The following is a 24,922-nucleotide window of genomic DNA, read 5'->3' as shown; positions in this document are numbered from 1 at the left end:
CTATATCTCGAAACTAATGCCCTCTTTCTTCAGCTGAAAATACTTTTCCTCGTTAAAGCGGAAAAGATTACCCGGTCTGCCGGCGCCTTCGAGGGCTTGTTTTTCGGTAGTTTCTTCGAGGAAGCCGTATTTGGTGATCTTCTTTTTAAAGTTACGGCGGTCGATAGGGCGGTCGAGCACGGCGAGGTAAAGTTTTTCGAGCTCCGAAAAAGGGAATTTTTCCTCAAGCAGCTCAAAACCTACGGGTTGATAAAGCATTTTGCTTTTTAGGCGTTCGCGCGCTACGCTGATAATGGTAGTATGATCGAACGCCAGGGCGGGGAGCTTTTTGATATTGAACCAGTTCACATCACTGGCATCGGTAGCGGCCTTAACAACAAAGGCGTCGGGCCTTACAAGCCCGTAATAAGTTATGGAGATCACCCTGTTACGCGGGTCGCGCCCCGGTTGGCCAAAGCTGTACAGTTGCTCCAGGTACGTGATGTTTACGCCGGTTTCCTCCCTTAGCTCACGCTGAATAGCTTCCTCTAATGATTCATGATCAGCTACCAGACCACCAGGCAACGCCCAGCTGTTTTTAAAAGGTTCGATATTGCGTTTGATGAGCAGTACGGATAATCCCTCCTTGGAGGTATATCCAAATACTACGGCATCAACGGCAACCTTTATATTTTGGGTGACTGGCATAATACAAAGTTAGATATTGGGAAACGGTGGGGCAAGGGTTTATCGATAAATCAATCATATAAAGCCAGGGTATCAAATGCCATTTTTCGATACTTAATTATAGAATCAAGCTTGTTATAGTTTTTATTGTGTGAAGTGTTGAATAAAATACGACGACCATCACTGTTATAGATCTCCATAATTTTTCGGGATATCGCCGTATCAGGCTTTTGCAAATAGGATTGACACAAACAGCGTGCTAAACGCCCTTTAGCCGCATGGTCTTCGTCTCCCTCCATACCGGGCCACTGGGTACTATAATAATAATTTTCTGTGCAATTTTTAAAAGAAACGGTTTGCATCGAGCGCTTGTTTATACAATTTATCAAATTATAGATGCCAATCCCCAATGCAATTAAAAGTATCACAGTTAATGTCCATTTCCTTTCGTTCATTATAATTTTCGGCATAGGATATTGGTTTGTATTTAATACGATGATTACCCAAAAGTAACCCTGTGGATAGTTAAAGAACGTGATAACACGAATGGCTTAACCCCAATCTTTTTACCATTCCAGATTGGTCGAATAACCTGGTTTAGCGCAAGTAATATTTAAAAGTTTTTTTATTTAAAAATTTTCTTGTAAATATGCCCTACCAATCAGTAAACCGTTTTACCGCCGCTATGCTTCACGATAAGGAATATCAAATGTGGCCCGATGCCCGGTTATTGGAGCAGTTAAGGCTTGATGACCGTAAGGCATTTGAAATTCTGTACCATAAATATTCCTCGAAGTTGTTTTATGCCGCTTATAATCTTTTCAGGGATAAGGATGTTTGTGAAGACCTGGTGCAGGAGTTATTTATTGATCTGTGGACAAAGCGTAACCAGCTAAATATCACTTCGCTTGAGGCTTACCTCAAAGTGGCCATAAGGCACAGGGTATTATTTTATCTGCGCACAAAAAAGGCATCGGTAGATCTCACCGTGATTGAGACACTGGTTGAAAAATATTCAGCTGATAGTAAGTTGTTCCAGGATGATATTGCTCATTTACTGGAAGATGGCGTAGCTCAACTCCCCGAAAAATGCCGGCAGATCTTTACCCTTAGCCGTAAAGAGTATCTCAGCAATAAAGAGATAGCTACCCGGCTAAACATTTCTATTAAAACCGTCGAAAATCAGATCACTATCGCTTTAAGATACCTGCGTACCGGTTTAACCGACTATCTGCCATCGGTAGTGGCGCTGGTATTGCTGCATATGTTTGGCAAATAGAAATAAAAAAATATTTTCAATTGCTTTAGGGGGTACCCCGGTTTATTGCATCCTGCAATTATAAACCATGGCAAAATTCCCTTTCAGAAAAAAACAATCCGGTGCAAATGACAGGCATTTGCAGGAAGAGCTTGTGAATAAGTATTTCGATGAGCTTGATCTCCGCAGCGTACAAAACGAAGCAGGTGATGATGTGGAATTTAACGCCGACGGTTTATACAGCAGGATCAATGCTACTTTAGATAATGCAGAAAAGAAAACTCCCGGCAAATCAAAAAGATGGATGGTTGCAGCCTCGCTGCTTGCCGGTTTATGCATTTCGGTAACTGCCGCCTATCATTACCGTTATGCCCTGCTTGATCGTTTAGATCCTATCGCCAGCAAGCAATTAGTTGCTGCTAACGGGCAAACTATAAACTTTACCCTTGCCGATGGTACTAAGATATGGTTAAACGCAGGCAGTAAACTTACTTATCCTGAAACTTTTCGCGGTGAAAAACGTGAAATCAAGCTGGAAGGCGAAGCTTTTTTGGATGTAGCCCATGATCCTGCCAAAGCTTTTATTATACATACCGGGCAGGTGAGCACCCATGTATTGGGTACCAGTTTTAACATCAAAGCCTACGCCAATGAGCGCTTTATTAAGGTTGACGTTTTAAGCGGCAAAGTTGGGGTAGTTACTCCGGCAGTTGCAGCAAAAAATACAACCACATTTTTAACCCCCGCCGAGGAGGTTGTTTTTAACAAAGATGGCCTTTCTGTCACCAAAAATAAACAGGTTGATGTGAATGCACTAAGTAGTTGGAAAGACGGCGAACTGGTATTTAAAAACATGGCACTGCCCGAAGTGCTCAACACCATTAACCGCCATTTCAACGTAACCGTAAAGGCCGATGTTAACCTGGCGCGTTGCTCTATTACCGCCAACTTTACCAATGTTTCACTGGAAAATATCATGAAGATCATATCGAAACTGGTGAAGGGAAAAGCTGTGCAAAAGGGCCCTGCTTATCAGCTAAAAGGCAAGGGCTGTTAACATAAAACCAATTAATAAAAGAGACATACCAATTATCAGTTAACCTAAATAACAAGCTATGATAACATAAATACATTAAAAAACCCTGCTCAAAAGGGATTTTGACAGGGTTAAACTAAAATGCCGGGTTATTAATAAGTGCAGCGTTTAGAGGTCCAATTCAGAACGAAGCACTTGAATTTCAAACACTTTAATTTTCTCAAATCTATGAATATATCTCTATTTTCAAATGGAGTAATTCGTCATGTATTAATATTAATGAAAATTACCTCGCTTGCCTGCTTTGTGGTTTGCCTCATGTGCTTTACGGCCGTGGCAAACAACTCGTTTGGCCAAAAATTTCTGGAGGTATCGGTTACGCTCAAATTAAAAAATGCCAAACTAACCGACGCGCTGGATAAGATCTCGAACCAAAAGCATATCAAATTTGCCTATGCCGATAATGTACTTAAACCAACTTATGTCATAAGCCTTAGGGTTAAAGACAAAAGTATTAAGGAAGTACTTGATCAGGTGTTGACTCCCTTCAACCTCAGCTATAAGATCATCGATGATGTTATCGTTATTGATGAAAAGCCCGAGATTGAAAGCAGCACCGGCGGTATTGAGCAGGGCCCCAGGCAACCCATCAAAGTTAAAGGTAAAGTTACCGACGAAAACAACTTAGTTATACCCGGCGCAAGCGTACGGGTTAAAGGTACAACCATTGGCACCGTAACCGATATTAACGGTAATTACACCATTGATGCGCCCGATGCTGACGCTGTACTGGTGTTTAACTTTATTGGTTATACCACAAAGGAACAGCCCGTAGGTAGCCAAACTACGCTGAACGTGCAGCTGATCCCTGAAAGAACCTCTCTTAACGAGGTGGTAGTTATTGGTTATGGAACTCAAAGGCGCGCCAATGTTATTGGCGCGGTTGACCAGGTCAGCTCGAAGGCTATCGAGACGAAACCATCGGTTAACCTGACACAAGCTTTGCAGGGAACATCCCCAAACCTTATCATCCAGCAAACCAGTTCAGAGCCAGGCGCTTACGCTAATATTAATATACGGGGTATGAGTACCTTGAATGATAATAACCCGTTGGTAGTTATTGATGGTATTACGGGCGGCGATATCAACTTGCTCAACCCTTTAGATATTGAAAGTGTTTCGGTATTGAAGGATGCCGGTTCGGCTGCTATTTATGGTTCACGCTCGGCCAATGGGGTTATTTTGGTTACCACTAAAAAAGGAAAAAATAATTCGCGTACAACGCTTTCATATAATGGGCAGGCTGGCATCCAATCACCGCATGTTGGGTACAAGCCGGTGCATAGTTATGAAAATGCCATTTTGCGTAACGAGGCTGTGGTGAATGCCGGTTTGCAGCCTATTTACAGTCCGCAGCAAATTCGTGACTTTCAGCAGCAAGGCGATCAGCAATGGTTTTTGGATGCAATTTTAAAAGATGCATGGCAGCAAAATCACAACCTGGCTTTAACCGGCGGAAACGCCACTACTACGTTCTTGGTATCGGCCGGGGTTACTGACCAGCGAAGTAACCTGGTTGGTCCCAATTATGGCTTAAGGCGTTACAATTATAGAATGAACCTTACCAGTAATTATGGTAAGCTTAAGTTAACAGGCATACTTGCCTACTCACGTACCGAAATTAAAGAACATTCGTACAGCACCGGTACCCTTATTGTTGATGCTGGTCGTACACCTACTTATTATAAGATCAAAGACGACCAGGGCCGCTACCTTACCAATGATGTGCTTACCGAGTTTAACCCGTTGGGAATACTCGAAAAAGGTGGCTATCGGTTACGCGATAATGATAACATATTTGGAAATCTTAATGCCGAACTTTCCATCACTAAAGACCTGAAGTTAAAAGGTGTATTTGGTGGTACCTTGCTATCAAACCACATGTTTGGCAGGGTAATGCAGGTTAATTTTTATCCGTCGGGTACCTACGGTGCTGATAGAAACACCAACGACGAAAACGACAAAAACCTGTTTACCAATGCACAGTTCCTGGCGCAGTATACTAAAACATTTAATAAATCGCATAATGTTGATGTACTTATTGGTGTTGCTAATGAATCGACCACTAATAAATCAAACAGGCTTTATTTAAAGTATACCGACCCCGAGTTAGGAACCCCAGTTACAGGTACCGTTATCGACCCGGCATCATCAAACACCAATAATAATACGGTAGAAACCAGTCTTAACTCGTTATTTGGCAGGGCTAACTATTCGTATAAAAACAAGCTCTACGGCGAGTTCGATTTCCGTTTGGATGCTTCATCCAAATTCAATACACAAAATCGTAACGCATTTTTTCCATCGGTTTCGGGCGGTTACAGGTTAACAGAAGAGGCCTTTATGCAAAACTATCGCGATAAATTAGGCGATATTAAGTTAAGGGCCTCATATGGTATTTTGGGAAACCAGAGTGTGCGCGATTATCAGTATCTGCGTACTTATGGGCCCTACCGCAATGGTGATGGAACAATCAATCCCAATCCTTACGGGTTCAATAATTCCGGCGTTGGCGGCATAACTATTGATTTTGCCAATCCAAACCTGCGTTGGGAACGCGCGGCAACGTTTAATGCCGGCGTTGATGCCAATTTCTTTAAAAACAGTTTAAGTGTATCGGTTGATTATTTCAACAAAACGACACGTGATATCCTGTTGCCGCCGGTTGTACCCGGAACTTTCGGCGCCGGGCTGCCAAGTTATAACGCGGGGAAGGTGCAAAACCACGGCTGGGAACTTACGGTTAATTATTATTTGACCACTCAAAACTTTAAGCATTCCTTTAGCTTTAATGTGGGCGATAGTAAAAACAAAGTTTTATACCTTGAAGGCGGCGACCAGTTAAAAACTTACGATGAGATGCAGGTTATTAACCGCGTTGGTCTGCCTATTGGTTCGTATGTGGGTTTAAAACGCGATGGCTATTTTCAAAATCTCCATGATATCCAAACAGGCCCTAAACCAGCCGGCCTAACTGTTTCGCCTGGCGACAATCGTTATGTTGACGTTAACGGCGACGGCATTATTGATGATAACGACAAGTTTGTTTTGGGCAACCCATTCCCACGATTGACTTTCGGTTTTACCTATAATGTTACGTTTAAAGGTTTTGACTTCAACCTGTTTTTACAGGGCGTGGGCAAGCGGAGCATGTTTGTAAGAGGCGAACAGGTTGAGCCCTTCCACGTAAATTATTCGCAGGTTATTTATCAGCACCAGTTAGATTATTGGACTCCTGAAAACCCAGACGCACGTTACCCAAGACTCGCAGCCAGCGGTAGTCAATCAAATGAAAATAATTTCAGGCGGGGGTCAGACATGTATCTGTTTGATGGCAAATACCTGCGGGTGAAAAATGTGCAGTTGGGCTATACCTTACCTGCTACATGGTCAAAGAAGTTGGGTTTGCAGAAACTGCGGGCTTATGTATCCGGTCAAAACGTACTCACTTTTTCAGGTATGAAGTTTATAGATCCTGAATCGACCGAGTTCAACAATAACCTTAGTGCAGGTGGAGCAAACAGCGCGCGCGCTTATCCAACACCAATTTATTATGGTTTTGGCTTAGATGTAACCTTATAATACTATCCATCATGAAAAAAAAATCAACACATAAAATTGCCTTCTTTTTACTGCTTGCCGGGTTGGCACCGGCCTGTAAAAAGCTTGACCTGGCACCGGTAAACAAATTTACCGATAACAACTTCTGGACGACAACTGAAAAGGCCGGTAGTGTACTTAATACGGCCTACACTCAAATGTATAACAACGACTATTTCTTTTATAATGAAGGAGCGTCGGATAATGCATACAATGGCCGTGGTGACAACCAGGGTGTGGCCTCGCTTGCCGCGGGCACATATGATCCGTCGTTAGGGCGTATCAAACAGGAGTGGGGGTTCCACTACAGCGGCATAAAAACCTGTAATATTTTTTTGGAGAATGTTGATAAGGTTACCGCTATGGATGCAACGCTGAAAGCCCGTATGAAGGCTGAAGCAAGGTTTATTCGTGCTTTTCATTATTTTATGCTGGAGACCTGGTGGGGGGATGTGCCTTTATTTGATCACGATATTACAATTGAAGAATCAAAAACAGTTGCACGTACGCCGAAGGCGCAGGTAGTGGATTTTGTTTTAAAAGAACTTGATGCAGCAGCTGCCGATTTGCCGGTGAACACCGCTTATAAAGAATCCGACAGAGGGCGCATCACCAAAGGTGCAGCCATAGCCTTAAAAGCAAGGGTGCTGCTATATGAAAGCCGCTGGCAGGATGTAGCAGCCACCTGCGAAAAGCTGATGAACGATAATAGTAATGGTACATACAGCTTGTTCCCCTCATATGAAGGTGTGTTTTTGCCGCAAAACGAATATAACAGCGAGGTAATACTTGACCTGGAATATGTACCTATTGTACGCACCTACAGCAACTTTTTTGATATGGCCCCGCTGGCTGTGGGCGCGCGTTTGAATGCACTTGCGCCAACTCAGGAACTGGTGGACAGTTACCTGATCGATAACGGAAAAAAAATATCTGATGCAGGTTCGGGCTACGACGAAAACAATCCGTACGTTCACCGCGATCCACGTCTAACCAATACTATTGTTTACAATGGCTATCAATGGAAAAAGCCTGATAACACAACACAGGTTATATATACCAAACCGGGCGATGATCCTGCTCCTACCAAGCTTGATGAATATGCTCCCGGAAAGGTAAGTTCGCCGACTGGCTACTATATCCGTAAGTATTACGATCCTACATCTGCCACTAATTTTCAGTCGGGTTTGAATCTGATCCTCATCCGTTATGCCGATGTGTTACTGATGTATGCCGAAGCTAAAAATGAGCTTGGCCAGCTGGATGCCGGTGTTTGGGATAAAACAATCAAAGCCTTGCGCAGTCGTGCAGGCTTTACCGATGCCCCTGCATTAAATTTTGCAGCTGGAAGCCAAGCTGATTTAAGAGAGATAGTTCGTAACGAGCGCCGTGTAGAACTGGCTATGGAAGGCCTGCGGGTGTTTGATATCCGTCGTTGGCATACTGCCGAAACCGTACTGAACGGTTGGGCGCACGGAGCCAAATTTGGTCCGGCATCGGTTGATAATGGCTACATCAGGGCCAACCTGCGCACATTTGACAAAGGTAAAAACTACCTCTGGCCAATCCCTCGCGATGAGCGCGCTGTTGACCCTAACCTAACTCAAAACCCGGGCTGGTAAATCATTAATTATTTATAAAAAGACATTATAATCAATTACGATCATGAAAAATATTACATACTGCCTCATGGCAGGCATCATAGCCATTTTAATGGTAACAGGCTGCAAAAAGGATAAAACCTTACAACATACACAGGTATCGGCAGTAACCAACCTTTTTGCTCCTGCAAATAACAAATTCATCCAGTTAGAGCCGGTAACCGGTTCGGCCACATTTGAATGGGCCGAAGCCCATGCCGAAGACAATGGCCTGGTTTTGTACGAGGTTGCTTTTGATAAAGAAGGCGGCGATTTTTCAAAGCCAATTTATACTATTCCTTCAGATGCTAACGGACTCTACAACAAGCTTACCATCTCGTACAAAGACCTGAATAAGGTGGCCGATTTAGCGGGGATCCAACCGCAGGCTACAGGTAAATTGAAATGGACCGTAATGTCGTCGAAAGGTATCAATGTGGTTAAAGCGACTGCATCAAGCATTATTGAAGTGCAGCGTGCCGCGGGTTTTACCGATATTCCTGCCGATCTGTACCTGACAGGTTCGGCTACCGAAGGCGGCGAAGACTTAAGCAAAGCGGTACATTTTAAACAAACTGCTGCTGGTGTATTTGAGGCCTGGACTTCATTAAAAGCAGGTACTTATCACTTCGCCGAGCGTAACACAGGCACGCCCGCTACCTATTCTATCGATGGTATCAAGCTGCTGAAAGATGGTAGCACTACCGTAACCGGCGCAACTAAAGTTGAGCGTATCGTAGTTGACTTTACATCTGCATCGGCTACTATAACCGAAGTAACGGAGGTTGGTTTATGGTTTGCGGCAGATAATAAAGTATGGTTCCCGCTCCCTTACAAAGCCGGTGGTAAATGGGAAATAGATAACGCTTCTATTGTATTTCACCAGGAATCATGGGGTAGGGATGAGCGTTACAAGTTCCGCTTTACCTTTAAAGATGCTGCGGGTAACACTTCAACCCAGTTTTATGGCAGCAAAAATTCGGATAACAGTCGCCCGGATGCCAATACAGCCAAATCATTCTGGTACATGGTGCCGGTTAACAACTCGCAATATGATTTCTGCTTTAAGTTTACCGGTGCAGCCGATAATCACAACGCCGATATCGTAGTTGACTTTAGCGCTGATGCTGCTGCTTATACCCACTCTGTTACTGTTAAATAATATTAACCGCCTACCTGCCGCCGTGTTGCCAAAATATGGCGGCAGGTTGACGATAAAAGATATTTTATGAAAAATAAATTGCTCAACATAGCTACTGCTGTCCTTGTAGGCGGCATAGCCATGACTTTTTCATCATGTTTAAAGGATAAGCCTTTCCCCTTGTACGGCAATAAAGCTTCGGCAAAGGTGGAATATAAGTACGCCGAAACAGCCGATTCATTACAGGAAAAAACATACACAACCTTCATATCAGCAAACGGAAATTATTTTGTGGCGAACAATGCCGTCAGTACCACTTTTAATTACTGGCCTAATGCCCATACCCTTGATATTTTTACCGATGCCTACCTGCGCACCAATAATGATATCTACAAGCAAAGAATGAGCTCGCTTTTAGCCGGAATAAAAACTACTAACGGCGGTCTTTCCAATAATTTTTACGATGATATGGAATGGCTGGATCTGGCTACATTAAGGGCTTACAATGCTACAAAGGATGCCGCTTATCTAACGGCAGCCCACACGCTTTGGACAGATATTCAAACCGGCGAAAACAGCAACCAGGGCGGCGGTATAGCCTGGCGTAAAAATCAGTTGGATTATAAAAATACACCTGCAAATGCTCCGGCCATCATCTTTGCAGCCCGTTTATATGCTTTGGAAAAAAATGAAGCCGACCTCGCGACAGCAAAAAGATTATATACCTGGCTCAAGAAAACCCTGCTTGATCCTTCGGGCATTATCTGGGATGGTATCAACGCCAATGGCGACGGGCAGATCAGCAAGTGGAAGTTTACCTATAACCAGGGCGTGTTTATCGGGGCTGCATTGGAACTTTATCATGTTACCAAAGATGCTGCCTACCTTACCGATGCGGTAAACACAGCCAATGCCACCATTAATGATACAGATATTTCACCGGGTGGGATCCTGAAATCGGAAGGGCAGGGTGATGGCGGTTTATTTAAGGGAATCCTGATCAGGTATCTTACACTGCTGGCCCTCGACCCCGATGTTGCTGAAACCGACAGGACTAAGTTTATCAGCTTCCTGAAATTTAACGCCGAAACGCTTTACACAGCCGGTATCGAGCGGCCATCGCTCATGATCAGCCCCGACTGGAAAAAGAAACCATCGGGAACAACAGACCTTACTACCCAGTTAAGCGGTGTGATGATGGTTGAAGCTGCCGCAACGCTGAAATCGGCCGGTAAATTTTAAACAACAACTTTGTAACAATAAAAGCCATAAAAGTATTCAACCACTTTTATGGCTTATTTTAGTATCTGATTTATACCTGTCTTAAATACAATTATCTATGAAAATTAAATTGATTAGCCTGCTTTGTCTGTCTGTTGCCTTAAGTACAAGTGCCCAAACGCCCGGCTACAAAGAGCGGATAAAAATCATTAACCAAAATATCAACAGTTGTTTTGCTGATACCAAAACAGGGTTGTATCTTGAAACTACCGACTCGGTTGAGAATAAGGGCAACCATTCGTTTTTGTGGCCGCTTTGTGCCCTGGTGCAGGCCGCTAACGAAATGGAAGTGCTGGAACCTTCCAAACAATATCTTAAGCCTGTTATGGTTGCTATCCAGCAATATTATTCGCCTCGTTCACCTGCACCGGCTTACCAGGCCATGGTAGCAAAGGAAAAACAGGATTCGCGTTTTTATGATGATAACGAGTGGGTGGCCATTGCCCTGATGGATGCCTATAACCGTACCCATAATAAACAGTATTTGGAAACCTCTAAAATGATCTACCGCTTTTTACTAACCGGTTATACCAATGAGGCAGGCGGTGGTTTTTATTGGGAAGAAGGCAACCGGAAAAGTAAAAACACCTGCTCAAATGGTCCGGGGATATTGGTGGCCTTGCAACTGTATAAAGCAACAGGCCGCAAACAATACCTGGATACCGCTTTGCTGGCTTATAACTGGACAAACAAAAACCTGCAGGCGCCATCCGGCTTATTTTATGACAACATAAAGGTGCCGTCGTTAAAGATCGATTCGGCCATTTATACATACAATGCGGGTGCTATGCTGCAAGCCAATGTGCTGCTCTATAACATCACCCATGATAAAAAATACCTGACCGAGGCCCGTCGCATAGCCAAAGCTTCCGAACAATATTTTTACCGTAACAACCGGCTGCCCGGCAATTATTGGTTCAATGCGGTTTTACTTCGTGGCTACCAGGAATTATATCTTGTTGATAAAGACAAAACACAATTTCGTTTTTTTGTTGACGACGCTAACCGTATATGGCAACAGGAACGGAACGATAAAAACCTGCTCGGCCAGCATCGCATCAAAAGCCTGATAGACCAGGCAGCGATGATAGAGATTTATGCGAGGTTGGAGGAGATGGGGGTATAAGGTAAGATTACCGCCCGTCATGCCAAGCCAGTCGAAGCATGGCAGATAGGGCCTCTGCGCGCGCCCTTCGACAGGCTCAGGGTGACAGGCCCGCCCACGAAAATAAAACGGTTGTCATGCTTCGAGAGCCTACCCATGACAACTTAAAAAATGGGTGTCATACTGAGCCCGTCGAAGTATGGAGGGCAGGCCTCTGCGCGCGACCCTTCGACAAGCTCAGGGTAACAGGCCTTTATTTTTTGCTTTAGCTAATTCCGGTAAAAGATCCCAAGTGCCGTTTATGATAGCTTCTTTCTTTTCCCTCCTCCAGCCCTTAACTTGTTTTTCAAATGCAATTGCTTGATTAACGTCATTAAATACTTCATTAAAAACCAATTTCAATGGTCGTCGTTTAAAAGTATAGCAAGCGGGGTTCTCGCCGGATTGATGCTCAATCAATCTTCGCTCAATATTATTAGTTATTCCAGTGTAGTACGAACCATCAGCACATTTCAATATATAAACGTGATATTGATTCAGGCCAACGTTTATCATCCCTTACCCAAACAAATTATTCGTAAACTCCATCTTTATCCTTGTTTGAAAGTTATCTATCGTCTTAAAAATCTCCTTTAAGGCCACTTTTTCAATTTTGGTGAGTTTGTCCGGGTCGATGTAGTTGTCGGGTTCGGTGCGGTCCCTGATAATTTGGGAGGCCTGGTTGCGGAGGCGCAGGCCCATTAAAAAATAGTACGACTGGATCAGCTCATGAACCTCTTTTTCGTTGAACACACCTTTCTCTTTTAGCGCCTTCAACCGCTCGCCTGTATTAACCTCAAAAATACGGTGGCGCAGGGCGTACATTCGCACCAGGTCGACGATAGGGGTCATTGATTTTTTAATGTCGAAAACTTCCTGGCTGCCTTTGGTGAACGTTTTGATGTTTTTGAAAAAGGTGAGGGGCGGCTCATATTGCAAAGCATTTTTAGCCATGTGGAAGAAGATCTTGCCCAACGGTTTTTGCAGTTCCTCATCCAGAAATTCTTTGAGCTCATCCATAATACTGGCCTCGCCATACAAGTAGCGGCAATCAAAAAAGGTAGAGAATTGGATCACAGTTTCGGGTACGGCCTCGGTCATCCAGCTTTCGTAATTGCGTTTCCAATGGGAGAGGGAGTGCGTCCATTTGGGGTTTTGGGCCATGTAGCCGCCGGTACAAAAGCTGAAGCCGATATGATCAAGCTTTTCGGATACCTGCTGCGCAAAGCTCAGGAAATATTCGCGCACTAACTCACGCTGCTCGTTGGCTTTATCTTCGTAAATAATGGCGTTATCCTGGTCGGTTTTAAAGGTTTGCTCTTTACGGCCTTCGCTGCCAAGCACCATGAAAACAAATTTGGCAGGCGGCTGTCCCATAGTTGCAATAACGCTTTCAATTACTTTTATGGCAATGGTATCGGCAATAGTGGTAATCACCTGGTTTACAATTTCGGCGTTTACACCACGGCCAAGCAATTGCGTAACCATTTGCGGTACCGATTCCCATTTACGCTTAAGCTCCTGTACTGAAATGGCTTGTTTTACCGATTGAATAAACACCAGTGGCGATTGCGCCTGTTCGGACAATAATTTATTCCTGCTGATGCTGCCTACAAATTCATCCCCGTTTTTGATGAGTAAATACCGGGTTTTGGTACGGAACATCATCAAAATAGCTTCGTATACATAAGCGTTGGTACTAATGCAAACGATAGGGTTATCCATAATGTTGCCAACCGGCTGGGCGTTATCTGCCTGTTTTGCAACTACATTATCGCGCAGGGTTATATCGGTCACATAGCCTACAATTTTGGCTTGTTCATCGCGAATAAAAATGCAGCTTACCTTATGTTTAGCCATTAGGCGGGCCGTTTCATAAACAGGGGTCCCTTGAGGGCAGGATACTATCTCGCGGTATTCGATACTTTCAATTTTACGCGAGTACATTTGTTCGGAAGCTATGTAGCTTTCCTCAAAAGTTGCCGGACGTTTATAAAAATGGGCGAACTCATCATCAAGCATCCGTTTGCCAAAATCGGCAGTAAAATATTGTACAAAATCCTCGTAAGCTTTGCACAGCGACCGGAAATCTTTGCGATGTAAAAAGAAAACGGTTGTGCCCTTTTTGGCTATTACCGTACGGATAGACTGTTTACGGTTAAGCAATACCGAAATACCTCCATAGCAGTAACCCGAATGATGATACTCCAACAACCGCTTATTTTGCTGGGTGTCATAAAAAAAGGATTCGTATTCGCCTTCGGCAATGATATCCACGCCACGCATTTTGGTTACTTCCTGCTGGTAAATAACCGTGTCTTTACTATAACGGATCTCCTGCAACTGGTCGGCAACCTGTTCCAATACTTCTGTAGGAAGCAGATTAAAAGGGGATACTTTACTTAAAAATTCAAGACGTTGAACCATATAACCAAAAAGCTATGATGATGATCAAAATTAAAATGATGGCTGCGGGTAAAAGGTATTTTTTTTCGGAGCGGATTTTTTGCAGGTAAACCTCTTGGTGCTCTACGCTCTCTTCGCTAATATCGCCGCGTTTCAGCATCTCAAAAAAGCATTCGGCGGTAGCTTCGGCATCTTCAAGGGCGTTGTGCTGCCTGTCGAATGTTTTGTTAAACAGTACTTCGTACAGTTGGTTTAACCTTAAATACTTGGTCTGCGGGTTTTGTACCCATTTGGTGGTAGCCAGCATGGTACAAAAGGTTTTTAAATTTTGAAGCGGATTAGTGATTCCTGTGCGATAAAACTCAACGCCGGCAACATTCAGGTCAAGCTCAATAAAATGACCTACTACGAGTGGTTGATATTCAAGCAGATCGTTGGCCAGCATGTTCATTACATCCCTCCGCCATTCACCGTGCTCAACCAAATATTCCTGGGTAAGGCCATGAACAGCATACGCTTTTGGGCTTATGGTGAAGTCATTATCCTTAATATAATGATCTTCGCGCTTTATCTCCTGCATGTCATTGGTGTACACAATCCACGACACCTGCAGGGCATAAGGCCAGTTGTCGTTATCACAATAGGGCAGGTCCCACTTTTTGGGCAGGCCGGAGGTTTCGGTATCTATGAATAAAAGGTAATCTTGCACATGCTAAATTTATGAATTTATTTGAATGATGGGAGCAAGTGTGAATTGCCTTTAAAACCATTGATTGGTCGAAAGTTATTTAGGAATTAAAATCAGATCATTAATTTAAAATCTTATGGAAAAAAAAACCGCTGATTTAAAAGCAGATTTAATGCTTGGCTTAAATTCGCATATTCGTAATATACACTTATAGGAAAATATGATGACGAATAAGAAGATCAAATTTATTAAGGCTTTGATAAGCTATTTAACTTTTATTGGTTTGGTGACCCTTTTTATTTTAATTACAAAAATCAGCCAAATAATAGGAAATTTCAATATCTTCTTTATATCTGTTTTGTTGATTAATCTATTTGTCGTGGTGGTTAACTTATTCTTTTTGTTCAAAAAAGAATCCGAAAATGGCCGTAAATTGATTTTACTTGTAAACGCAATATATAGTTTAATTTCTGGCCTTGAGTTTCGCGGGAGAGGTATTATCATTAGCAATAATTTAGGCCCTGATATATCAGTTTATTTTAAAAAGAATTGGGGTGGTCTTGATTACGGTTTTTATTACGATGTTTTTAATGTAGTTATTAAACTGTTTTTCTACGACAATACTAAATATCCTCAATTGTCTTTCCAGGTAAATTTGATCATGTTGATGATAAGTGTGTTCCTTTTTTTTAATTGTAAAACAATGAAAAAGTATTTATATACAGAGCGTTAACTGCAGCAGGCGTAAACATATTGTGTCGGCAGTCTGAAATGTATAAGTTGCCACTGTTACTGGTCGATGTTTAACGATAGCGTAACTTCCTCCTAAAATGGCTTAATCTTTTGGCGTGAGTTAAACAATCCTTATTTGGAAGCGGGTTGAATAAGGGGCATTTTAACTAAAACCGGGCAAGCAGAATGCTTCCCCGGTTTTAGGTCCAAGTTACGCTGTCGCTAAACTTGAACCAGATTACGGCGCTATCAACGTCTTCCTCTCCACCGTATGCACACTAAAATATCCCAGTGCGCCGCCCTTAATGTTGGTTAATGGATTTGCCGGGGCGGCGTTGTTCCCATCGCCATTAGCGCTGTTACTGAGGCTGTAAAAGTATTTGTAAACGGCCTGGTCAATGCTCATCATTTCGATGGTTACGTGGTTGCCGGGGCGGATATCACGTGCCGGGTTATCATTGCTGTTGTCAAACCTCAGGTTGTTGTTAACCTCCTGTCCGTTGGTAAATTCGTCGTCTTCCAGCATGATCGTTTCTTCTTTGCGGCCGTTTACATACTGTACAAAACGATAATAGTTTTTGGTAGCTATAGGGTCGTTATATCGCACGGTAACATATTTACGCGGAGTGCCGTCCTTGTTATTTTCAAGTTCGTCTTTAACCAGGTAAATACTATCTAACGGAACGGCGGGGTGCATTAAGCAGCTTGAGGTGAATGTTTTGCCATCAACACTCACACTAAGCTGATAGGTATGGTCAGGGTTGCCTGTTAAAGTGCTGTTTTGGTAAATGCCTGTGCTGGTAGCTGTAAGCGGGTAAACATTGTTATTATCATCGGCAATGGTAACGGTAGCGCCGCTTATGCCATTGAAGTCATTATTATCAGTGAAGTTTTTGGTCTTGCTTAATAATACCTTGCAGCCGCCGGCCTGGTTGGTTAATACGCCTTCAACTACATATTGCGGAGTGGTATCTTTTAGTTTCAGGTCGATGGCTTTTTCGCAGCTGCTTAAGGTTGCTGCAAAAAGCATAGTGGTGATGTATTTTATAGTGTTTTTCATCGGCTTAAAATTTAAAGTTATAAGTAACCGAAGGTACAAACGTGAACAGGGTAGTGCGTACAGCTTCGGTGCGGCTTGCATCGGTTTTATTATCGCGGAAGAATATGCGGTAAGCGTTAGGGTTGCCGTAAGCATTGTAAAGACTGAAGGTTAGATCAGATTGAAATTTCGCTGTTTTTTTGAGTTGCCGAGTGGCTCCCAGGTCTAAGCGGTGGTAGGCCGGCATCCTGTCGGCATTGCGGTTGGTATAGTAGTAATAAGTTACGCCATCAACCTGGTATTTACCACTCGGGAAGGTCACAGCATCGCCGGTATAGTAAACAAAGTTGGCCGAGAATGTCCATTTTTCGCTGGTTTTGTACATAGCTACAATGGCAATGTCATGGGTGCGGTCCTGCCGGGCATTGTACCACTGGTTGTTATTGATGCCGTCAATCATCCGTTCAGATTTTGACAGCGTATAGCTGATCCAGCCGCTAAGCCTGCCGGTTTTCTTCTTTAGCAAGAACTCGGCACCGTAGGAACGGCCTTTTCCGAAAAGCAACTGCGTTTCTATGGGTTGATTGGTGAACACATTGGCGCCATTGCGGTAATCTATCTGGTTTTGCAGCTTTTTGTAATAGCTTTCAACCGTAAATTCATAGTTGTGTTCGTTGAAATCCTTGTAGTATCCAACAGAGAACTGATCGGCAATTTCGGGCTTGATCAAGTTGGTGCTTGCCACCCATTTATCTGTTGGCGAACCCGAGTTTGAGTTGGAGATCAAATGCAGGTTTTGCGCATTGCGGGCGTACGATGCCTTGATAGAACTAACATCGTTTAGCTGGAAAGCCGCTGCAATGCGGGGCTCGGGGTTTATATAGGTTTTTACCTCCTGGCCGGAAGTGTAATGTTTAGAGCTTACGATGTTCCCGTCAGCATCAATATCGTAATAATCGCCTGAGCCAAGAATGGTAAAGGCCGACAGGCGTACCCCATAGGTTAGGGTAAAGCGGTCTGTTGCTTTCCAGGTGTTGGTAACATAAGCGGCGTTTTCAAGGGCATACCTGTTTTGCAGGCTTTGAGATATAACGCCAGAGTTACCGGTTGCCGAAATTTCGCCCGGCTTAATGGTATGGTAAATGCTGTTTACACCAAAGCTGATGGTGTTTTTGCCGCCGGCATACCATTGCATGTCTTCCTTAAAATTAAAGTCGCGGATCTGCGAATAAATATTGTATTCGTTTACATCCTGCTTAATGTTAAGCTTATAGTCATAATTGCTGTAGATGAGCGAGGTGTTTGAAAACAGCTGACTGTTAAAAATATGGTTCCAGCGCAGGGTAGCCGTGGTGTTACCCCAGTTAATGCCGGCTATATCGGCAGCCTTAAGCACATCCTTTCCAAAATATCCCGAAACAAACAACCTGTCTTTATCGCCTAAAACATAGTTGGCTTTGGCATTAAGGTCATAAAAATAAAGCTGGCTTTTTTTTGCAATACTGTCTTTTGATAAGGCCAGGAAAGCATCTGCATAAGTACGCCGTGCAGAAATCAGGAAAGATGATTTGCCTTTTTGAATAGGCCCTTCGGCATTGATGCGCGCGGCAATCAGGCCAATGCCGCCGCTTACGCCAAACTTCTGGTTGTTACCATCGTTCATTTTAATATCCAATACAGATGAAAGCCTGCCGCCGTATTGCGCGGGCATGTCGCCTTTATAAATATTAATATTTTTGATGGCATCCGAGTTAAAGGTGGAGAAGAAACCCAGCAAATGCGATGCATTGTATACGGGTGCCTCATCCAGCAGGATCAAATTTTGATCGGTTGCACCTCCGCGTACAAAGAAACCGCCGCTGCCTTCCCCGGCCGATTTGATGCCCGGAAGCAATTGGATGGTTTTGATCACATCGCGCTCGCCAAGTAGCACGGGAATGTTTTTGGTTTCCTGGATGCTGAGGTGCTCAACGCCCATTTGCGGGCTGGCCAGGTCGCGCGCGCCGGGAGGCACTGCTTTAACGGTTACTTCCTGCAGTTGCTGGGCATTGTCTTCCAGTTCGATATTTAAACGAAGGTTGCCGGCTAATGATACCTGAACAACCGCGGCTTTTTGCCCCATAGTGCTTACCGAAAGTTGATGGTCACCGGCAGGTAGTGTAAGCGAATAAAAGCCGTATTCGTTACTTGATGTGCCAAAGTTTGCATCGGTAACCCTAATGCTTGCGCCAATAATAGTTTCGCCGGTTTGTTTTGATTTAACGGTGCCGCTTACCGTGTATTTGCCATCAGTGCCGGCGGCTGCCTGCTTTTTTACCTTGCCGGCATCGTATTTGATCAATACTTCATTATCAAGCACCGTAAAAATAAACGGGTGCGGAGCAAGGGCCTTGCGTAATACCTCGCCCAAAGGCTGGTTTTTGGCATTGACAATGATCTTAACAGTGCTTTTGGCAACTGTTTCATTATAGGTGAACCTTACGCCACAGGCAGCTGTGATTTTATCCAAAGCCTGCTTAAGCGGTTCGTTGTTTATGGTTATAGTAACGGGTTTATCTAAAGGCCCCTGGGCTTGTGCTTTGCTTAGTGCCATCATTAAAAATAACAACATGCAGAGTGCCGTTCGGAAGGGTATTCGCGTTATTTCGCAAATCAGCATGGAGGGCCATGCCGGTCTGTTGGTTTTCATAGTTGCTTTAAATTGTTGGTGTGGTTTGTTTCCTTTTTAGGGATGATGTTTTAGAATGAAAAGGTTAATTGTTGGATGATAAAGGTTGCAGGAAGTATTGATTTTCGACGCGTTTCCACCGAAGGTCCATTACGGCGCAAAGTTTATTAAACGTTTTGTCGATAGGCTCATTCGTGTTGATATGACCGTAAAAACCGTTTTGGGTGATATCCGGCGTAAGGTGTATGCGGATACCATACTGATGAGACAGATCGTCAGCTACGGTTTGCAGGGACGCCCCGTCATAACTGAACAAACCGGTACGCTGTGAAAGGAATTTGGAGGCATTGGGATAATTTTCCTTAATTAACGATCTGTCAGCTTTGTTATACAAGACCCGTTGGTTAAGTACCATAATGGCTTGCTGGCTTTTGGGTAGGTTATGCTCCTGCACCGCCACTTTTCCGCTGATAACCGTAACTTCAGAGATAATCTGGTCGGGATAGGCCTTAACATTAAAGCTGGTACCTAATACAACGGTTTTAAGCTGTCCCGATTGGATAACGAATGGATGGTCTTCATCATGCACTACATCGAAAAACGCCTCACCCTCCAATGTTACCAAACGTTCTTTAGTCCTGAATTTATCTGGATAACTGATGCGGCTGCCGGGACTAAGCCAGATCCGGGTACCATCGGGCAAACTGATTTGCCGGTGTTTGCCCGGAGCTGTAACCAGATCGACCTGTTTGGCAGGATCAATAACTTCCAATACCTGGTTTTTGTAAAGCGCGGCAAAGGTAACCAGTAATACCACAGCCGCTGCAGCAGCTATATTTCGCCATAAGGTAAATACCTTACGCGCAGGTTGCCCCGGTGTTTCCATTTGCGCGGTTATCTTAGTCAAAATACTTTCCCGCAGCTGTTCAGGATTTTGGTATTTCGAGGCCGATAACAATACTTCCTCATCATTAAAACCGGCATACCAGGTATCAAGCCAGGCTTTTTCGTCAGCACTGATGGTGCCTTGTTTTAATTTATGAGCGAGCTCCTTTACGTTGTAGGTGTTGTTTTCCATCGTGCCTGATCTTTCAACCTTTTGCACATATAGTCAGTGATGGAAGCAGATACCCTTAGTGGAAAATGAAAAATATTTACCGCTATCTTTTTTTTCTTTTTTGGTGAGATAAAGATCTGTATAAGTTATGCTGGTTGAAATTTACTAATTTTAAAAAAGTCGATTAAAAACCAATCAAATGAGAAAAGTAATCTACGGCATTAACCTGAGCTTAGATGGTTGCTGCGACCACACCAAATTTAGCGGTGGCAAGGATATATTAGAACATTTTACCCGACTTATGGATGATGTAGACCTGATTGTATACGGGCGTAAAACCTTCGAGCTTATGGTTCCGTATTGGCCGGATGCCGCAAAAGATCCTTTATCAACCAAAGAGGAAAAAGAATTTGCACAGGCATTTGACGGTATTGAAAAACTTGTTTTCTCACGGACGCTGACCAGTACTGACGATAAAAACTCTGTAATTACTCAAGCAAACCCTGGCGAGGAGATCCGCAAACTGAAGCAACAGGCTGGTGGTAATATTTCAATAGGAGGTGTGAACCTGCCCTTACAACTCATTGAACTTGGTTTGGTTGATGAGTTTCATTATGTTATACATCCCGTAATTGTAGGTGAGGGAAGAAGTCTGCTGGAAGCCGTAGGTTTAAAGGAAAATGTAGGCTTAAAACTAATTGAATCAAAGACCCTTGAATCGGGCTGTATCGCGCTTCATTATGTTAAAAATTGAAGCGTATGTTAACTGAGGAGTAAAATTAGCACCGGCAGAGAAATACCCAGCGATTGCCTTAACGAACTTAGCGCCTTTGACATATGCGCTTCAACAGTTTTTTGCGATATGCCCAGTTCAGCAGCTATCTCGGCATAGGTTTTATTTTCATCGCGGCTAAGCAGGAATACGATGCGGCATTTTTCGGGCAGAAGGCTGATGCTGTGGTTAAGCCGTTGGCGCAGTTCTTTTTCCTCCAGCCATTGAATAGTGCTGTCGTCTGCTTCGGGCAAGGTAAAAGCGAGTTCATCCAGGTGCTGTTGTTTCCTGTACTGGCGATCAAGATGATTGATCACCTTGTATTTAATGGCTACCGAAAGATACGTAGCCATTGTATGTGTTAACTTAAGGCTTGCCCGGCGCTGCCAGATGCTTAAAAATACTTCCTGAACCACTTCTTCGGCTTCATGCTCATCATCTAAACGGTGATAGGCAACAGCAAAGGTTTTATCCCAATACCGGTTATACAGCTCGGTAAAGGCATCACGGTTGTCGCGGGCCATTAGTTGTAATAACTGTTCGTCGGTGTGGGCTATGTGCTGGTTTGGTACAGGCATTATTTTATCTGCAATGCTATGTTAAATAGATTGCAAAATCTTATTTTTTGAACCTATTTAACATGTTTTAACAGTTTACAAGTTTAGAGTTTAATCAACATATAAAGTTACAGAGCTATCAATATTTATGAATTTCCTCTAAATAAAAAAGGCCGCCCCACAATCGGGACGACCTGTATCGAATCAGTCAGTTAATAGTTTTTTAGTTAATTATTTAAAATGTAAAGCCTACCCGGGCAAAAAAGCGGCGGCCGTTTTCGCCCATCTGTACGGCATCAAACGGACCTGATGGTTCGTTGTTATAAGCCCATCCCTTAGCTCCCTTTACATAAGCCAGATCAGGATGTACGTTAAAAATGTTATCCGCTCCGATAGATACACGAACCGATTTCGCCACTTTATAAGCAAAATACAGGTCGCTTACAACTTTACCGCTGTAAATATATTGGTCGGGCAGTTGTGCCGAACCATTATCAGTTGGTACGGTAGGGGTGAGGGTTGTACCGTCGCCATAGCCATCAATCACAACTTTGCCAAAGTAAGTAAAGCGGGTACCTACGGTAAAGCTTTTGTGGCTAAACTCGGGGTTTAAGCTAAGTTTTTGAGGCGGGGCCGATGCCAGGATAAATTTCTTTTCGCGCTCGCTCAAAAATGTTTCGCGCAAGGCAGGGGTACTACCAAGTATAGGCGGGTAGTTTACCTTGTCAATCTTCATGGTTTGGAAATTGCCTGTAAAAAGCACCCTGAACCTGTTGGCGCCAATAGTTTTGTTGTAGTCAATAACTACGTCCAAACCTTTGTTGGTAGTGTTTACAGCATTGGCAAAAAACTGGGCAGAGCTTACATGCAGGTTTTTCAGGGCATTGGTAAATGTAGGGTCGAGGGTTTCGTCATCGGCACTGAACTGGCCAGAAAGCACAACGCGGTCGGTAACTTTAATATAGTATCCATCAACAGTAAAGCTTAACTCAGGCATTGGTTTAAAGGTAAAGCCTAAACCGGCATTTTTTGATTTTTCCTGTTTAAGGTTAGGGATACCTGCTGCTTTGGTGATAGGGCTATAGTTTGGCGCTATTTTAACTTCAGATATCACCGTACCCTGTACGTTGGTAAAGGTTGAACTGTAATTGATCTGCTGTAACGAAGGTGCACGGAAACCTGTACCCAATGAACCGCGGATGTTAAAGTTATCGGTAATTTTATAGCGTGTAGCCAGTTTGGTATTAAAGTTTGAGCCAAAGTCGCTGTAATGTTCATAGCGGTTAGCGAAATCGACCAGCCATTTTTTAGTGATATCGCCTTCAAGATCAACATATACACCTTCTACCGAACGGTGGGCATTTACCACATCACCGGGCTGATAGCCGGGGAAGCCCTGTGAGCCTGCCGCTTTTACGCCAGTTGGATCATAATTTTTGTAGGATGCCTCTTCGCCCGAAAAGATCTTATAGCGCTCGTAACGGTATTCGCCGCCAAAACCAAGGTTAAGGCCCTGCATTACATTGCCAAAATGTTTGTTGATGTTCAGGTTACTGGTGTTTTGTAGAAACTCCGATCCGCCGTCGTCAAAATTGGTTTTATCGGCCCCTAAAGAGGCATTAAATGTTTTATAGCCAAAAAAGTGAAACTTATTATTGCCGATGTTATTGCTTAGGTCCCAATCCCAGGCATTGCCCAGGGTACCTTTTGCGCCTACGGCAATGGCAAGATCTGTATTATGGGTGCGGATAATGGGATTGTAATATGATTCGCCGTCGGGAGTAGTAAAAATAATGCCGCTTACAGGGATTATGTTACCACTGTTGTCAGTAGGGAAACGTTCGGGGCGACCAGAGAAATTACGGGTAAAGGCATAATCATCAGATGCTTTATAGCTATAGCCGCCAAAGCTGTATAAAGTTGTACGGGTACCGGCAAGAGGTGATTCATGGTTGAAAAAGAATGTGCCGCTCTCGGCCGATCCATCGCCATTGGCACGCCTGTAAGGGTTTATAGGCAATGCTTTGGGATTTGAGGTTGTGGTATCATGAGTTTGGCGAAAGGTTTTGCCGTTTTTGGCATAGTCGCCCGTAAAATTGATGAAACCACCGTTTTTACCAAGAGCCAAACCATAATTGGCATCAATGGTGATACCATTGCCATCAATAGCACCACCGTGAGGGTATTGAGAGGCAACAACACTTTTACCACTGTTAAAGGCGGGATCATAGTAACCAGAATAACCAACGTTGGCATTAAACACGCCGGTGGTTTTCTTTAAAACAAGGTTGATAACACCCGCAATAGCGTCAGAGCCATACTGGGCCGAAGCGCCGTCGCGAAGGATCTCGATTCTGTCGATAGATGCCGTTGGGATCGAACTCAGATCGACACCGGAGTTACCGCGGCCGCGCGTACCGAATACCGAAACGAAAGCAGTGGAATGCCGCCGTTTGCCATTCACCAATACCAGGGTTTGATCAGGTCCTAAACCGCGCAAAGTACCCAGTTCAACGTGGTCGGCACCATCCGAACCGGATTGTTTATTGTAGTTGAATGAGGGAGCCGAGTAGTTAAGGATGTCAGTAATATCCATACGACCGGTTACTGAGGCCGCTTTACCCACATTAACAATATCAACAGGAACCGCCGTTTCAAGTTTTACCCGCCCGGCAGATCGTGTACCTATCAATACTACTTCATTTAATTGGGCTATATCACCAACCAGTGTAATATCAATTTTAGTACGTTCGTTAATAGCAACTGTTATGGTTTTGTAGCCCGTATAGCTTATAATCAGTTCATCAGTTGCCGCTGCCGAAATGGTGTATATCCCCTTTGCGTTGGTGCTTGTACCTAAATTGCTCCCTTTTATATGTACCGACACCCCGGGCATTGGTGCATTGCTTGCCGCATCGGTAACGATTCCGGTTATAGCTTTCTTTTGTGCTAATGCCAATAGGGGAGTTATGGTTAGCAAAACGAGGGCGAATAGTAAAATTTTCTTCATAAAACGGAGGTTATGGCTATTGAAATAATGTTAATTTTAACGTAAGTTAATAATTATTGAATAATTGTCAATATAAAATCAATTTTATTGGAAGATTTGCACTCGTGATTTACTGTTTTGGGTGATTTGTGATGAAAAATATTGGCATTGTTGTATTTTTTTATGCC

The 24,922-nt window shown here is 43.6% G+C and carries 19 protein-coding genes; 9 read left to right on the top strand and 10 right to left on the bottom strand.

Annotation, left to right across the window (positions count from 1 at the left end):
• Together FHW88_RS20590 and FHW88_RS20585 are read right to left on the bottom strand one after the other, a co-directional pair.
• Positions 1–687 (bottom strand): NUDIX hydrolase, encoded by a 687-nt coding sequence (locus FHW88_RS20590; RefSeq protein ID WP_091162075.1) that lies wholly within the window; start codon positions 685–687, stop codon positions 1–3.
• Positions 688–737: 50 nt separating this feature from the next.
• Positions 738–1,121: a hypothetical protein gene (locus FHW88_RS20585; RefSeq protein ID WP_176627707.1), complete on the bottom strand. Its 384-nt coding sequence runs from the start codon at positions 1,119–1,121 to the stop codon at positions 738–740.
• 194 nt (positions 1,122–1,315) lie between these two features.
• On the opposite strand from FHW88_RS20585, the gene FHW88_RS20580 reads away from it, so the two are divergent.
• From FHW88_RS20580 to FHW88_RS20550, 7 genes are all read left to right on the top strand, one after another.
• On the top strand, positions 1,316–1,945 hold the full coding sequence (locus FHW88_RS20580) for an RNA polymerase sigma-70 factor (RefSeq protein ID WP_176627706.1): 630 nt from the start codon (positions 1,316–1,318) through the stop codon (positions 1,943–1,945).
• Between the two features lie 67 nt (positions 1,946–2,012).
• Positions 2,013–2,981, top strand: a complete 969-nt coding sequence (locus FHW88_RS20575; RefSeq protein WP_176627705.1) for a FecR family protein — start codon at positions 2,013–2,015, stop codon at positions 2,979–2,981.
• 258 nt (positions 2,982–3,239) lie between these two features.
• Positions 3,240–6,602 (top strand): TonB-dependent receptor, encoded by a 3,363-nt coding sequence (locus FHW88_RS20570; RefSeq protein WP_175489970.1) that lies wholly within the window; start codon positions 3,240–3,242, stop codon positions 6,600–6,602.
• A gap of 11 nt (positions 6,603–6,613) precedes the next feature.
• On the top strand, positions 6,614–8,242 hold the full coding sequence (locus FHW88_RS20565) for a RagB/SusD family nutrient uptake outer membrane protein (RefSeq protein WP_176627704.1): 1,629 nt from the start codon (positions 6,614–6,616) through the stop codon (positions 8,240–8,242).
• A 43-nt stretch (positions 8,243–8,285) separates the two neighbouring features.
• The gene (locus FHW88_RS20560; protein ID WP_090526297.1) at positions 8,286–9,422 is read left to right on the top strand and encodes a SusE domain-containing protein; all 1,137 of its coding nucleotides are present in this window, start codon (positions 8,286–8,288) and stop codon (positions 9,420–9,422) included.
• A 66-nt stretch (positions 9,423–9,488) separates the two neighbouring features.
• The gene (locus FHW88_RS20555) at positions 9,489–10,643 is read left to right on the top strand and encodes a glycoside hydrolase family 76 protein (RefSeq protein WP_176627703.1); all 1,155 of its coding nucleotides are present in this window, start codon (positions 9,489–9,491) and stop codon (positions 10,641–10,643) included.
• Positions 10,644–10,740: 97 nt separating this feature from the next.
• Positions 10,741–11,808, top strand: a complete 1,068-nt coding sequence (locus tag FHW88_RS20550; RefSeq protein WP_176627702.1) for a glycoside hydrolase family 76 protein — start codon at positions 10,741–10,743, stop codon at positions 11,806–11,808.
• 216 nt (positions 11,809–12,024) lie between these two features.
• Here the strand turns inward: FHW88_RS20550 and FHW88_RS20545 are convergent, their stop codons facing one another.
• The 3 genes from FHW88_RS20545 to FHW88_RS20535 are packed head-to-tail and all read right to left on the bottom strand — an operon-like array spanning position 12,025 to position 14,941.
• A complete protein-coding gene (locus tag FHW88_RS20545) occupies positions 12,025–12,342 on the bottom strand; it encodes a GIY-YIG nuclease family protein (protein WP_229701582.1) in 318 nt (105 codons plus the stop codon).
• A 3-nt stretch (positions 12,343–12,345) separates the two neighbouring features.
• On the bottom strand, positions 12,346–14,253 hold the full coding sequence (locus tag FHW88_RS20540) for a DUF294 nucleotidyltransferase-like domain-containing protein (protein ID WP_176627701.1): 1,908 nt from the start codon (positions 14,251–14,253) through the stop codon (positions 12,346–12,348).
• Positions 14,237–14,941: a 3'-5' exonuclease gene (locus FHW88_RS20535; RefSeq protein WP_176627700.1), complete on the bottom strand. Its 705-nt coding sequence runs from the start codon at positions 14,939–14,941 to the stop codon at positions 14,237–14,239. Before FHW88_RS20535 ends, FHW88_RS20540 begins: the two co-directional genes overlap by 17 nt.
• A 202-nt stretch (positions 14,942–15,143) precedes the next feature.
• Here FHW88_RS20535 and FHW88_RS20530 point away from each other — a divergent pair, with 202 nt between their 5' ends.
• On the top strand, positions 15,144–15,653 hold the full coding sequence (locus tag FHW88_RS20530) for a hypothetical protein (protein ID WP_176627699.1): 510 nt from the start codon (positions 15,144–15,146) through the stop codon (positions 15,651–15,653).
• A 237-nt stretch (positions 15,654–15,890) separates the two neighbouring features.
• On the opposite strand, the gene FHW88_RS20525 is transcribed toward FHW88_RS20530, so the two are convergent.
• From FHW88_RS20525 to FHW88_RS20515, 3 genes are all read right to left on the bottom strand, one after another.
• Positions 15,891–16,712: a DUF4249 domain-containing protein gene (locus FHW88_RS20525; protein WP_176627698.1), complete on the bottom strand. Its 822-nt coding sequence runs from the start codon at positions 16,710–16,712 to the stop codon at positions 15,891–15,893.
• A 4-nt stretch (positions 16,713–16,716) separates the two neighbouring features.
• Entirely contained in the window at positions 16,717–19,380 is a 2,664-nt protein-coding gene (locus FHW88_RS20520) for a TonB-dependent receptor (protein ID WP_255485381.1), read from the bottom strand.
• A gap of 64 nt (positions 19,381–19,444) precedes the next feature.
• Positions 19,445–20,437 (bottom strand): FecR family protein, encoded by a 993-nt coding sequence (locus FHW88_RS20515; protein ID WP_176627697.1) that lies wholly within the window; start codon positions 20,435–20,437, stop codon positions 19,445–19,447.
• Positions 20,438–20,615: 178 nt separating this feature from the next.
• Between FHW88_RS20515 and FHW88_RS20510 the strand changes: the two genes are divergently transcribed.
• Complete coding sequence (locus tag FHW88_RS20510) at positions 20,616–21,170, top strand: dihydrofolate reductase family protein (RefSeq protein ID WP_176627696.1); 555 nt, start codon at positions 20,616–20,618, stop codon at positions 21,168–21,170.
• Between the two features lie 8 nt (positions 21,171–21,178).
• Here the strand turns inward: FHW88_RS20510 and FHW88_RS20505 are convergent, their stop codons facing one another.
• Together FHW88_RS20505 and FHW88_RS20500 are read right to left on the bottom strand one after the other, a co-directional pair.
• Positions 21,179–21,766, bottom strand: coding sequence for an RNA polymerase sigma factor (locus FHW88_RS20505; protein ID WP_176627695.1), 588 nt, complete (start codon positions 21,764–21,766; stop codon positions 21,179–21,181).
• 214 nt (positions 21,767–21,980) lie between these two features.
• The gene (locus tag FHW88_RS20500) at positions 21,981–24,755 is read right to left on the bottom strand and encodes a TonB-dependent receptor (RefSeq protein ID WP_176627694.1); all 2,775 of its coding nucleotides are present in this window, start codon (positions 24,753–24,755) and stop codon (positions 21,981–21,983) included.
• Positions 24,756–24,922 lie beyond the last annotated feature (167 nt).

The organism is Mucilaginibacter sp. SG538B (genome assembly GCF_013376065.1).
Lineage (GTDB): Bacteria > Bacteroidota > Bacteroidia > Sphingobacteriales > Sphingobacteriaceae > Mucilaginibacter > Mucilaginibacter rubeus.
This window is presented reverse-complemented; position numbering and strand designations above follow the sequence as displayed.